The organism is Rathayibacter sp. AY1E8, from assembly GCF_002931415.1.
GTDB lineage: Bacteria > Actinomycetota > Actinomycetes > Actinomycetales > Microbacteriaceae > Rathayibacter.
In genome coordinates, this window is the sequence record NZ_PSVI01000002.1 from 67,564 (window position 1) to 78,956 (window position 11,393).

Below are 11,393 nucleotides of genomic sequence, written 5' to 3' on the forward strand. Positions count from 1 at the left end.
GAGAGGTTCAGGGGCGGCGTCGGGCCGCGGGGTCGGTGTCGAGCAGGTCCGCGAGGAACGCGTGGCCGGAGGTCGCGAGGGCGACGGGGTCGTGCCAGAGCTCGCGCCAGAGGCCCATGCCCTCGGCCGAGGCCGGGGGCTGGACGGCGGGCGAGAAGCTCTCGAGGGTGAGCGGGCCGCGGTAGCCGGAGTCGGCGAGCGCCGCCGCGAGCCCGGTCCAGTCGGTGCTCCCTGTGCCCGGCTCTCCGCGGTGGTTCCCCGAGGCGTGGAGGTAGCCGAGCAGGTCGCCGGCGTCGCGGACGGCGCTCGCGAGGTCGACCTCCTCGAGGTGGGCGTGGAACGTGTCGAGGTGCAGGAGCACGTTCGGCGCGTCGAGCTCGCGGAGGAACGCGGCGGTCTGGGCGGCCGTGTTCAGCAGGTTGCTCTCGTAGCGGTTCACGTACTCCGCTCCGACGACGACGCCGGCGGGAGCGGCGGCCGCGGCGACCCGCCGCAGCACGTCGAGCGAGCGCGAGCGGGCAGCCATGTCGGCCGCGTGCTCGTACTTGCGCATGGCCGAGTAGGTGACTCCGCCGACGTACCGCGCGCCGATCGCCTCGGCGAACCGCACGGCCGCCAGGAGCCGCTCCTCGCCGCGGCCGGCCGTGGCTTGGTCGGTGATGTCGGAGTCGGCGTCCAGCGCGAGCGAGACGACCGCGTCGATCCCGTGCTCGTCGAGCAGGTCGGCGGTCCACGCGGAGGCGTCGGGGTCGGCGGGAGCCGGGATCTCGATCAGGTCGAAGCCGATCGAGGCGGCGGCGCCGATCGCGCGGCGCCCCGACTCCGGCGTCCAGTCGCCGACGAGCAGGCCCGCGTGGACCCCGATCGGCGACGAGCGCTCCGTGCTCCCGCGGTGCAGGAACTCGGGGTGCATCAGGCGGCCTTCGCGCCCGTGATCAGCGAGACGAGCTCGTCGCCGCTGGTCTCGGCGGTGCGGCGGCCGGCGACGGCGAGGCCCGCGCGCATCACCCACACCTGGTCGCTCAGGCGCATCACCTGGTCGAAGTTGTGGCTGATCAGCAGCACGGCCACTCCGGCGTCGCGCAGCTTGAGGATGATCTTCTCGACGCGCGCCGTCTCCTGGACGCCGAGCGCCGCGGTCGGCTCGTCCATGATCACGATCTTGCTGCCCCAGCCCGCGGCCCGGGCGATCGCGACCGCCTGGCGCTGGCCGCCCGAGAGGCGGCGGACCTAGCTGGTGACCGGCGGGACGTTCACGGCGAGGTCGCCGAGCAGCTCCTGGGCCGTCTTCTTCATCTGAGTCCGGTCCAGGAACCGCACCCCGGGCACGCCCTTGGTGAGCTCGCGGCCGAGGAAGAAGTTCTGCCACACGGTCAGGTCCTCGACCAGGGCGAGGGTCTGGTGCACCGTCTCGATGCCGCCGTCCCGGGCGCCGAGCGGAGTGGTGAAGTGCACCACGTCGCCGTCGAGGGTGATGGTGCCGGAGTCGGCGGGGTGCACTCCGGAGAGGCAGCGGACGAGGGTGGACTTGCCCGCGCCGTTGTCGCCGATCAGGGCGGTGATCTCGCCGCGGCGCATCGACATCGACGCTCCCTTGAGAGCGTGGACGCCGCCGAAGGACTTCTTGATGTCCCGCGCTTCGAGCAGGATGTCGCTGGTCATGGCTGGGCTCACTTCTTCTGGTAGCGGGTGATGAGGGCGGCGAGCACGACCACCAGGCCGACGGCGAGGGGCTGGTAGAACTGCGAGACGCCGAGCAGGGTCAGGCCGTTGGTCAGCGCGGTCAGGAGGAACGCTCCGATGATCGGGCCGACGATCTTGGCCTTGCCGCCGGTGAGGCTCACTCCGCCGAGCACGACGGCCGCGATGGAGTTGAGCAGGTACTGCGTGTTGATGGCCGGCTCCGCGGCGCCGACGCGGGCGACGAGGAGGAGCGAGCCGACTCCGGCGAGGACGGCGGCGATGATGTACACCGCGATGCGCACGCGTCCTGCCTTGATACCGTTGGCGACCGCGCTCTCCTCGTTGCCGCCGACCGCCTGCACGTGCAGGCCGAAGCGGGTGCGGAACATGACGACCCAGGCGACGACTCCGATGACCGCGGCCAGGATGATCGGGTAGCCGATGATCCCGATCGAGCCGGTGGTGAGGCGGAGCAGCTCGGGGCTGCCGACCGCGATCGGCTTGCCGTCGGAGACGATCAGCGCGAGGCCGGTCGCCACCGAGAGCGTGCCCAGTGTCGCGATGAAGTCGGTGACCTTGCCCTTCGCGATCAGGAAGCCGTTGATCACTCCGATCAGCCCCGCGAAGAGCAGGGCCGCGAGCGCCGAGAGCCAGAAGCCCCAGCCGGCGCTCCAGCCGATGCCGAAGCCGACCGCTCCGACGGTCATCGTCGCCGAGATCGAGAGGTCGATGCCGCCGGTGGTGATGACGAAGGACTGGCCGATCGAGAGGATGACCAGGATCGCGGCGGCGACGAGCATCGCCTTGATGTTGCCGAGGCTGAGGAACGGCGGCGTCGCGATCGAGAACACGATCACCAGGGCGACGAGCCCGATCGGTGCGGCGTTCTCGGCCCAGAAGCTGAGCTGACGGAGGTTCGCCAGCAGCGGGGAGGCGCTGGCCGGGGGTCGGGCGGTGACTGAGGTCATGGTCGCTTCCTGGGTTGCCATGGGCGGGAGGTCCTACTTGCTGGGGACGAGCGCGGCGAGCGGGTTGTCGAACTCCTCGAACGGCTGGGGGAAGGCGCCGAGGGCCTGCTCCGCGGTCTCGGAGGTCACGAGCGCGGTGGGCGACTCGATCTCGGCGGGGATCTCCTCGCCGGCGCCGACGGCCTCGCACGCCTGCACGCCGAGCTGGCCGATCGCGTAGGGGTACTGGGCGACGGTGGCGGTGAGGCCGCCGTCCTTCACCGACTGCAGCGCGTCCTCGTTGCCGTCGACGCTGACCACCTGGACGGAGCCGGTGAGGCCCGCGTTCTCGACGGCCTTGACGATGCCGAGGCCCATGTCGTCGTTCGCGGCGAAGAACGCCTTCACGTCGGGGTTCGCGGCGAGGATGTCGGTCGCCTTGGTCAGCGCGACCTCGCGCTTCCAGTCGGCCGCGGCCTCCTGGACGACGGTGAGGTCGGAGCCGATCGCGGCGGTGAAGCCGTCGACGCGGGCGGCGCTGGTGACGTCTCCCGAGACTCCGCCGATGACGGCGACCTCGGAGCCGGCGGGCAGCTGCTGCAGGAGGAAGTCGCCGGCCTTGCCGCCCGCGGCCTCGTTGTCGGTGCCGATGTAGGTGGTCACGTCGAGGTTCGCGGCCTCGACCGCGTCGGGGTCGAGCGGGCTGTCGATGTTGACAATCGTCTTGCCGGTGGCGGAGGCGAGGGCCTGCACCAGGTTCGTGCCGCTGATCGGGTTGACGATGAGGCAGCCGAAGTCCTGGCCGGCGACGGTGGTGAGCTTGTCGGCCTGGCCGGTGGTGTCGCCGATGTCGGCGGCGGCCTGCACCGAGACGTCCACGGAGTCGTCCTTCGCGGTGTCCTCGATGCCGTTCTCCATCGCCTGGAAGAAGGGGTTGTCGAGGCCCTTGATGACCGCGGCGACCTTGGTCGATCCGGAGCCGCCGGCGGCCGTGTCGCCACCCGAGGCGCAGCCGGTGAGGAGGAGTGCGAGGGCGCCGACCGGTGCGAGAACCGGGAGGAGGCGGCGTGCTGTGCGGTTCATCGTCATCCTTGAGGATCAGTGGCACCACTGCGTGCCGGTGTGTGAAAACTACCGGCGCTTTCTCGTTACCGCAATACGAAAGTCGGGGAACTTCAGGCTTCCCGTCGGCAGGCATGTACGCTGACCGTGACAAGAGGGGGAGCGATGACGGGGTACTCCACCGGCGAGGCCGGTTCGCACGTGGCCGACGTCCTCGCGCTGTTCCGCGAGCAGGGCGAGATCTCGCGCAACGCGGTGATGGAGCAGACGGGGCTCTCCCGCTCCACCGTCAACCAGCGCCTCGCGACCCTCGTGGAGCTCGGCCTGATCGCCCCCACCACCGGCGGCGAGTCGACCGGCGGGCGCCCCTCGAGCATGTTCGCGATGAACCTGGTCGGCACGGTGTTCCTCACCGCCGACATCGGGGCGAGCGGATTCGTCGCCGCCGCCTGCGACCTGCGCGGCACCCCCCTCCGGCACGAGAGCGGCGTCGTCGACGTCTGGGAGGGACCGGACGCCGTGCTCTCGCTGGTGCTCGCCGCGTTCGAGCGGCTGCAGCAGGGCGACGCGGTCGCCGGCATCGGCGTCGGAGTCCCGGGGCCGGTCGAGTTCGCCGCCGGGCGCGTGCGCAATCCGCCGATCATGACCGGCTGGGACGACTTCGACATCGCCGGCTACTTCGCCCAGCCCTACGAGGGCGTGCAGGTCGTCATCGAGAACGACGCGAACGCCCGCGCCCTCGCCGAGTCGCGCCACCACGGCTCCGACAACCTGATCAGCCTGAAGCTCGGCACCGGCATCGGCTCGGGCCTCGTCTTCAACGGAGCGACGATCCGCGGAGCCGTCGGCGCGGCCGGCGACATCGGCCACACCCGCGCGGTCACGGGCACGGTCGACGCGGATCCGCTGCCCTGCCGCTGCGGCAACGCCGGCTGCGTGGAGGCGTATGCGAGCGGCTGGGCCCTCGTCCGCGACCTCTCGGCCGACGACCCCTCGATCAAGCACGTCGCCGACGTCACGGCCCGCGTGCTCCGCGGCGACATGCGCGCCACCCAGGCGGTGCGCCAGGCCGGCCGCGTCCTCGGCGAGGCGGTCGCCGACCTCGTCAACATCCTCAACCCGCGGACCATCGTGATCTCGGGCCAGCTCGGCGACTGCGGCGAGGTGCTGATGTCGGGCCTGCGCGAGCGCGTCTACCTGCGCACCCACCCGCTCGCCACGCGGCACCTGACCATCCACACGTCGGACCTGGGCGAGCTGGCCGGCGTGATCGGCCTCGCCCTGACGACAGCCGACCAGGTCTTCAGCCGCGAGCGCTTCGACCGCGAGGCGAGCGCCGAGAGCCCCCGCGCGGCGGCCGCCGCGAGCTGAGCGGGAGCGCCCGGCAGCGGCGGGACCGGCATGAGCGACCCCCTCCGCCCCGCGCACTGTTACGCCCGGCGACGAAGGGTTACGCCGGGCGACGCGGGCCGGGACGGGCGGGCCCGCGGTGCTCCATCATCGTGTCCGGGACGACGCGGAGAGGCCGCGGCCGCCCGACCCGTCCGAAGGAACGCGATGATCCGGCTCGAGCAGCTCAGCAAGTCGTACGGTCCGGCGACCGTGCTCGACCGCCTCGACTTCTCGGTCGCGACCGGCGAGATCTTCGCCGTCGTCGGCCCGAGCGGTGCGGGCAAGAGCACGCTCGCCGCCTGCGTGAACCTCCTCGAGCGGCCCACCTCGGGCACGGTCGTCGTCAACGGGGAGGCGCTCTCGCAGCTCTCGGAGGAGCGGCTGCGCGTCGCCCGCCGCCGCATCGGCACCGTCTTCCAGTCCGACGGACTCTTCAGCCGCCGCACGGCCGAGCAGAACGTGGCCCTTCCGCTGGAGTACCTCGGCGTCACCGCCGCCGAGACGAAGCGCCGCGTCGCGGAGCTGCTCGAGCGCGTCGGCCTCTCGGACCGCGCGCGCTACTACCCGCACCAGCTCTCCGGCGGTCAGCGCCAGCGCGTCGGCATCGCCCGCGCGCTCGCCCTCCGCCCCTCGGTGCTGCTCTCGGACGAGGCCACCTCAGGCCTCGACCCCGCCTCGACCACCGCGATCACCACGCTCCTGAAGGAGCTGCGCGACGACCTGGGCCTCTCGATCCTCTTCATCACCCACGAGATGGAGACGGTGCGCCAGGTGGCCGACTCCGTCGCCCGCCTCGACCACGGCCGCATCGTGGAGTCGGGGCGCCTCGTCGACCTGCTGCGCGACCCCGCGTCCCCGCTCGGCCTCGCCCTCAACCCGGTGCGCCCCTCCGTCGCGCCCGGCCCGGGTCTGGGCGAATGGGTGGTGGGCTACTCCCGCTCCGGAGTGCCGACCGACTGGGTCACCCGGCTCGCGGAGGCGGTCGGCCCCGTCTCGCTGCTCGGCGCGGCGATCGAGACGGTGGACGGGCAGGCGGTCGGCCACGCGACGATCGGGCTCGGCCCGGTCGACGAGGCGCGGCTCACCCGTGCGGCGGCCGAGCTCGGCCTGTCGGTCCGGCCCGCCGGCGTGCGCGTCCTCGCCGAGGAGGTGGCGGCATGATCCTCCACCTCGACAACAAGGTCCCGCTCGAGCAGATCCCCGCGCTGGTGCTGCCGGCGCTCGGCGAGACGCTGATCATGGTCGGCATCGTCATGGCGATCGTGGTGCTGGTCGGCGTGCCGCTGGGCGCTCTCGTGCACAACCTCGCTCCGGGCGGGCTGGCCGAGAACCGGGCCGCCCACCAGGTGCTCAGCGCCGTCATCAGCGTCGGCCGCTCGCTGCCGTTCCTCATCCTGATGGCGTCGATCATGCCGTTCACGCGCCTGATCACCGGCACCAACATCGGGATCGCGGCCGCCGTCGTGCCGATGTCGATCGCGGGGATCGCCTTCTTCACCCGGATCGTCGAGAACGCGCTGCGCAGCGTGCCGCTCTCGCTCACCCGCGTCGCCCGCGCCTCCGGAGCGTCGCGGCTGCAGGTGGTGCGGACCGCCCAGCTGAGCGAGGCGGTTCCGCAGATCATCGGCGGCCTGACGATCAACACGATCGCGATGATCGAGTACTCGGCGATCGCCGGCACGATCGGCGCCGGGGGCATCGGCTATGTCGCGGTGACCTACGGCTACCAGCGCTTCGACACCACCGTCATGCTCGCCACCATCGTGATCCTGGTCGCCACCGTCGCGACCGTGCACCTCACCGGCGACGCCCTCGTCCGCGCGACCACGCCCGGCGCCTCCCGCTCGCGGCGAGCGCCCCGGGTCGCGGCCGCCGTCTAGAACCACCACTCCTCCTCCTGCGCCCTCGGGCGTCCCTCCCGCGCGCCCGCGCACCCCCTCTTCGAAAGGCACCGCCATGTCCACTCCCGACGACCTCGGATTCGATCTCAAGAAGAAGCGCCGCTGGCCCTGGATCGCCGGAGCGGCCGTCGTCGTGGTCGGCGTCGCCTCCGCGATCGCCGTCCCGCTCCTCTCCCCCGCCGTCTCGGCCAACGAGCAGGAGGGCGCGACGCTCTACGTCGCGACCGCCGAGGGCAACGCCTCCGAGCAGGCCCTGGTCGACTTCGTCGCGGAGGAGGTGGCGCCGCGCTACGGCATCACCGTCGCCTTCAAGGGGCTCTCGGACAGCAACACCATCAACCGCGCGGTGAGCGAGGGCGAGGTCGCGGCCACGGTGTACCAGCACAAGCTCTGGCTGGGACAGGTGCTCGAGGCCAACCCCGACTTCGAGGAGGAGGCGGCCACCCCCGTCTTCCGCTGGGGCTTCGGGCTCTGGAGCGACAAGTACTCCGACGTCTCCCAGATCCCCGACGGCGGCACGGTCTCGCTCTACTCCGATCCCGCCAACGAGGCGCAGGGCCTCTGGCTGCTGCAGAACGCCGGCCTGATCACGCTGAAGCCGGGCACGGAGCCGGGCACCGCGACCCAGGACGACATCGCCGAGAACCCGAAGAACCTGCAGTTCACGCTGCTCGACTTCGCCGCCCAGTCGCGCGCGCTGCCGGACCTCGACGCGGCCGTCGGCTACACCGAGTACTACCTCGCCGCCGGCATCCCGATCGAGCAGCAGATCTTCGCCCCGCAGGCCCCCGACGACTTCGCCGGGCAGCTCACCATCGGCTCGAAGTACCGCGACACCGAGAACGTGAAGAAGCTCGTCCAGGCCTTCCAGGACCCGGCCGTGCAGGAGTTCCTCGCCACGGACGAGACGGTGAAGGGGATCCTGCTGCCGATCGACGGCTGAGCAGGGCCGGAGCGACGGGGTCGCCTGAGGAGTCGCGCGCGGCTTCTCGGGCGACTCGGCGTCTGCGGACGTAGCGTGGGCTCATGAACACGTTCACTCTCCACAACGGTGTCGAGATCCCCGCCCTCGGACTCGGCGTCTTCCAGACTCCGCCCGACGAGACCCGCGCCGCCGTCGCCGCCGCGCTCGACGCGGGGTACCGGCACATCGACACGGCGGCGGCCTACGGCAACGAGCGCGAGGTGGGCGAGGCGATCGCCGGCCGCGACGACGTCTTCCTCGAGACGAAGGTGTGGATCAGCGACTACGGCTACGACGAGACGCTGCACGCCTTCGACAAGAGCGCGGGCAAGCTCGGCGTCGAGCGGATCGACCTGCTGATCCTGCACCAGGCCCTGCCCGAGGCCTTCGACCGCACCCTCGACGCCTATCGGGCGCTCGAGCGGCTGCTCGCCGACGGGAGGGTGCGGGCGATCGGCGTGAGCAACTTCATGGTCGAGCACCTCACCCGCCTGCTCGCCGAGACCGACGTCGTCCCCGCGGTGAACCAGCTCGAGGTGCACCCGTACTTCCAGCAGCGGCGGGTCGAGCGCTTCGGCTGCGAGAACGACATCCTCACCCAGGCCTGGTCGCCGATCGGCGGCATCACCGCCTACCGCGACTCCCCGCGCCGCAGCTTCGACGACCCGGTGCTCCTCGAGCTCGGCGCCAAGTACGGGAAGACGGCCGCGCAGGTGATGCTCCGCTGGCACCTGCAGGAGGGCCGCCAGGTCATCCCGAAGTCGACCCGCCCCGAGCGCATCGCCGAGAACATAGACGTGTTCGACTTCGCGCTCTCCGGCTCGGAGCTCGCAAGGATCGACGCCCTCGAGGCCGGCGTGCGCGGCGGACCGGAGCCCGAGGCCGTGACGCTGGAGGCGTACGGCCGCGACATCCCCGAGGCCTGAGGAAGGCGCCCGCGACGGGAACACCGGAGCCGTCGCGGGCGTTGCCCTCACCATGAGCGTTCCCCTCTCCATCCTCGACCTCGCCCCCATCGCCCCCGGTGAGACCGCTCGCGACAGCTTCGCCGCCTCCGTCGCCCTGGCCCAGGAGGCCGAGCGCAACGGCTACCGCCGCGTCTGGTACGCCGAGCACCACAACATGGCGAGCATCGCCTCCAGCGCGACCTCTGTGCTCATCGCGCACGTCGCCTCGCAGACCTCCACGATCCGCCTCGGCTCCGGCGGCGTCATGCTGCCGAACCACTCCCCGCTCACCATCGCCGAGCAGTTCGGCACCCTCGAGACGCTGCACCCGGGCCGGATCGACCTCGGACTCGGCCGCGCCCCCGGCAGCGATCAGGCGACCTTCCGCGCGCTCCGCCGCGACCCCGACTCCTCCGAGCGCTTCCCGCAGGACGTGCTGGAGCTGCAGGCGTTCCTCGCCGGCGAGTCCCGCATCCCCGGAGTGAGCGCGACGCCGGGCGCCGGGACCCGCGTCCCCCTCTACATCCTCGGCTCCTCGCTCTTCGGCGCGCAGCTCGCGGCCGCTCTGGGCCTGCCGTACGCGTTCGCCTCGCACTTCGCTCCGGACGCGCTGCACCAGGCCGTCGCGGAGTACCGCCGCGGCTTCCGCCCCTCCGAGCAGCTCGACGCGCCCTACGTGATCGCCGGGATGAACGCCATCGCCTCCGACACCGAGGAGGACGCGCAGGAGCAGTTCGCGCAGATGAAGCGCGCCCGCCTGATGATGCTGCTGCGCCAGAGCGGGCAGATCCCCGTCGGCCAGACCTTCGACGACAAGGAGCTCGACGCCCTGCTCAGCGCCCCGATCGGCGCCCACGTCGCGAGCATGACCACCTACACCGGTGTCGGCACCGGCGACCAGGTGGCCGACTACGCCGCCGACTTCGCCCGCTCCGCCGACGCCGACGAGGTCATCGTCGCCCACGCGTCGCTGCAGACGGAGGCGCGCCTGCGCTCGGTCGCTCTCCTCGCGCAGTCGAACGCGCGCGTCGCCGCCTGACGGGCGGGCGGCCGAGTCCGTCGGTGCCGCCGCACGGGCCCCGCGCGCGACCGGAGCCGCGCATCGGCGGGCGTGCGGCGCGCATCGGCGGACTCCTGTGAAAGTGAGCCTCTAACGGGGGCCACCTCACAGGGGGCGACCTCGGGAGGAGCGCGTCCGCGGTGCCAGGCTGAGCCCTGTGTCGACGATGACGGGCAAGCGGCGTGAGCCCGGGGACAGCCCTGCGCGGTCAGCGGCCCTGCTGCTGCGGGTCTGCGCGGGCGACCGGACCGCCTTCCGACAGCTCTACTCGCTCACCGCGGGCAGGGTCGTCTCCGTCGCGGACGCCGTGCTCGACGACCGCGCCGCCGCCGAGGAGGTCGCGCAGGAGGTCTACCTCGAGCTCTGGCGCACTGCGCGCTCGCTCGACCCGGGACGTCCCGTCCTCGCCTTCCTGGCCCAGGTCGCGCACCGCCGGGCCGTGGACCGTGCCCGTGCGGACCGGTCGGCGCGGCGCCGGGAGCTGCAGTACACGGTCCTCGACCGGCCGCGCGATCACGAGTGGGAGCGCTCGGACGTCCGGCTGGCCCTGGCGCCCGCGGCCGGCGCGATCCGGCAGCTCGCCGCCATCCACCACGACGTCCTCTACCTCGCCTACGTCCGCGGGTACAGCCACTCCGAGATCGCGGAGGAGATGTCGATCCCGCTCGGCACCGTCAAGACCCGGCTGCGCGACACCCTCATCCGCCTGCACACCCACCTGCAGTCCGCCGGCCCGGCGGACCCGGACGGCGGACCGGGACGGCGCATCCGGCACTGACCGATGGCGCGGACGCCTCTGCACCACCGGGGTCGCACGCTTCCGGACCGTGTCCGGCCCGCTCAGCCCGCCTGCGTCGCGCCCGAGACCGCGAGCCCGACGATCACCGTCAGCACCGTCGTCCACAGCGCGATCGCGACGCCCTGCCAGAGCAGGATCCGCCCGCGGCCGACTCCGGCGCCCGCCAGCATCACCGCGGTGAAGTGCGTCGGGAGCAGCAGCGGCCCCAGCAGGCTCACGCCCGGGACGCCGTAGCGGGTGAAGGCCCGCTGGAACTTCTCGCGCCGCGGAGACGTCCGCTTCGCCTCCGAGCGGCCCGTGATCGCCGAGCGGACGCCGGTGCCCAGCAGCACGAGCAGCGCCACGCAGACGAAGTTGCCGATCGCCCCGGCGAGCCCGGCGACGACCGGGTGGATGCCGCCGATGATCCCGATGCTCGCCGCTCCCTCGCCCTCGATGAAGGGGACGGCCCCGGCCGCGGCGACGACGAGGGGCTGCACGAGCTCGGGAACGCGGCCGATCAGGTCCTGGAATCCGAGGATCGCGTCGCTGATGATCGTCATGGTCGTGCCTTCCGGTACGTGGCCCCGGCTCTCGGGACTCCTCCATCCGACCGTGTCCGCGCCCGCTGCGGCAGTGCCGCCGGGTCACCGCGTCCC

Annotated in this window: 12 protein-coding genes and 1 pseudogene; 7 read left to right on the forward strand and 6 right to left on the reverse strand. The window is 72.3% G+C overall.

Translation table 11 applies throughout. The features are described from left to right. Nucleotides 1–7: 7 nt before the first annotated feature. From C5C74_RS01195 to C5C74_RS01210, 5 genes and pseudogenes are all read right to left on the reverse strand, one after another. Nucleotides 8–913 carry a sugar phosphate isomerase/epimerase gene (locus C5C74_RS01195; protein ID WP_104350837.1) on the reverse strand — a complete coding sequence of 302 codons (906 nt, stop codon included), beginning with the start codon at nt 911–913 and terminating at the stop codon, nt 8–10. Continuing rightward, a complete protein-coding gene (locus C5C74_RS18005) occupies nt 913–1,152 on the reverse strand; it encodes a hypothetical protein (protein WP_374953482.1) in 240 nt (79 codons plus the stop codon). Before C5C74_RS18005 ends, C5C74_RS01195 begins: the two co-directional genes overlap by 1 nt. Before the next feature lie 42 nt (nt 1,153–1,194). Next, nucleotides 1,195–1,662: pseudogene (locus C5C74_RS18010) on the reverse strand (ATP-binding cassette domain-containing protein); the annotation flags it as partial. Between the two features lie 8 nt (nt 1,663–1,670). Then, nucleotides 1,671–2,651, reverse strand: coding sequence for an ABC transporter permease (locus C5C74_RS01205; protein ID WP_104350838.1), 981 nt, complete (start codon nt 2,649–2,651; stop codon nt 1,671–1,673). 33 nt (nt 2,652–2,684) lie between these two features. After that, the gene (locus C5C74_RS01210; protein WP_104222713.1) at nt 2,685–3,713 is read right to left on the reverse strand and encodes a substrate-binding domain-containing protein; all 1,029 of its coding nucleotides are present in this window, start codon (nt 3,711–3,713) and stop codon (nt 2,685–2,687) included. Nucleotides 3,714–3,857: 144 nt separating this feature from the next. On the opposite strand from C5C74_RS01210, the gene C5C74_RS01215 reads away from it, so the two are divergent. From C5C74_RS01215 to C5C74_RS01245, 7 genes are all read left to right on the forward strand, one after another. Further along, complete coding sequence (locus C5C74_RS01215; protein WP_104350839.1) at nt 3,858–5,063, forward strand: ROK family transcriptional regulator; 1,206 nt, start codon at nt 3,858–3,860, stop codon at nt 5,061–5,063. Nucleotides 5,064–5,249: 186 nt separating this feature from the next. Then, on the forward strand, nt 5,250–6,245 hold the full coding sequence (locus C5C74_RS01220; protein ID WP_104222709.1) for a methionine ABC transporter ATP-binding protein: 996 nt from the start codon (nt 5,250–5,252) through the stop codon (nt 6,243–6,245). Beyond that, the gene (locus tag C5C74_RS01225) at nt 6,242–6,964 is read left to right on the forward strand and encodes a methionine ABC transporter permease (RefSeq protein WP_104350840.1); all 723 of its coding nucleotides are present in this window, start codon (nt 6,242–6,244) and stop codon (nt 6,962–6,964) included. Before C5C74_RS01220 ends, C5C74_RS01225 begins: the two co-directional genes overlap by 4 nt. A gap of 76 nt (nt 6,965–7,040) precedes the next feature. Then, nucleotides 7,041–7,928 carry a MetQ/NlpA family ABC transporter substrate-binding protein gene (locus C5C74_RS01230; protein WP_104225807.1) on the forward strand — a complete coding sequence of 296 codons (888 nt, stop codon included), beginning with the start codon at nt 7,041–7,043 and terminating at the stop codon, nt 7,926–7,928. 83 nt (nt 7,929–8,011) lie between these two features. Further along, nucleotides 8,012–8,875, forward strand: a complete 864-nt coding sequence (locus C5C74_RS01235; RefSeq protein ID WP_104222706.1) for an aldo/keto reductase — start codon at nt 8,012–8,014, stop codon at nt 8,873–8,875. Nucleotides 8,876–8,927: 52 nt separating this feature from the next. Beyond that, nucleotides 8,928–9,935: an LLM class flavin-dependent oxidoreductase gene (locus C5C74_RS01240; protein ID WP_104350841.1), complete on the forward strand. Its 1,008-nt coding sequence runs from the start codon at nt 8,928–8,930 to the stop codon at nt 9,933–9,935. 187 nt (nt 9,936–10,122) lie between these two features. Then, nucleotides 10,123–10,734 carry a sigma-70 family RNA polymerase sigma factor gene (locus tag C5C74_RS01245; protein ID WP_258064074.1) on the forward strand — a complete coding sequence of 204 codons (612 nt, stop codon included), beginning with the start codon at nt 10,123–10,125 and terminating at the stop codon, nt 10,732–10,734. 62 nt (nt 10,735–10,796) lie between these two features. Here C5C74_RS01245 and C5C74_RS01250 read toward each other — a convergent pair whose 3' ends face one another. Continuing rightward, nucleotides 10,797–11,297, reverse strand: a complete 501-nt coding sequence (locus tag C5C74_RS01250; RefSeq protein ID WP_104222703.1) for a small multidrug efflux protein — start codon at nt 11,295–11,297, stop codon at nt 10,797–10,799. Nucleotides 11,298–11,393: the final 96 nt, after the last annotated feature.

Excerpts from the sequence above, each read along its gene's own strand:
- C5C74_RS01215 (WP_104350839.1), top strand. The coding sequence starts at position 3,858 with ATGACGGGGTACTCCACCGGCGAGGCCGGTTCGCACGTGGCCGACGTC.
- C5C74_RS01245 (WP_258064074.1), top strand. The coding sequence starts at position 10,123 with ATGACGGGCAAGCGGCGTGAGCCCGGGGACAGCCCTGCGCGGTCAGCG.
- C5C74_RS18005 (WP_374953482.1), bottom strand. The coding sequence starts at position 1,152 with ATGGACGAGCCGACCGCGGCGCTCGGCGTCCAGGAGACGGCGCGCGTC.
- C5C74_RS01195 (WP_104350837.1), bottom strand. The coding sequence starts at position 913 with ATGCACCCCGAGTTCCTGCACCGCGGGAGCACGGAGCGCTCGTCGCCG.
- C5C74_RS01225 (WP_104350840.1), top strand. The coding sequence starts at position 6,242 with ATGATCCTCCACCTCGACAACAAGGTCCCGCTCGAGCAGATCCCCGCG.
- C5C74_RS01230 (WP_104225807.1), top strand. The coding sequence starts at position 7,041 with ATGTCCACTCCCGACGACCTCGGATTCGATCTCAAGAAGAAGCGCCGC.
- C5C74_RS01205 (WP_104350838.1), bottom strand. The coding sequence starts at position 2,651 with ATGACCTCAGTCACCGCCCGACCCCCGGCCAGCGCCTCCCCGCTGCTG.
- C5C74_RS01235 (WP_104222706.1), top strand. The coding sequence starts at position 8,012 with ATGAACACGTTCACTCTCCACAACGGTGTCGAGATCCCCGCCCTCGGA.
- C5C74_RS01220 (WP_104222709.1), top strand. The coding sequence starts at position 5,250 with ATGATCCGGCTCGAGCAGCTCAGCAAGTCGTACGGTCCGGCGACCGTG.
- C5C74_RS01250 (WP_104222703.1), bottom strand. The coding sequence starts at position 11,297 with ATGACGATCATCAGCGACGCGATCCTCGGATTCCAGGACCTGATCGGC.
- C5C74_RS01210 (WP_104222713.1), bottom strand. The coding sequence starts at position 3,713 with ATGAACCGCACAGCACGCCGCCTCCTCCCGGTTCTCGCACCGGTCGGC.
- C5C74_RS01240 (WP_104350841.1), top strand. The coding sequence starts at position 8,928 with ATGAGCGTTCCCCTCTCCATCCTCGACCTCGCCCCCATCGCCCCCGGT.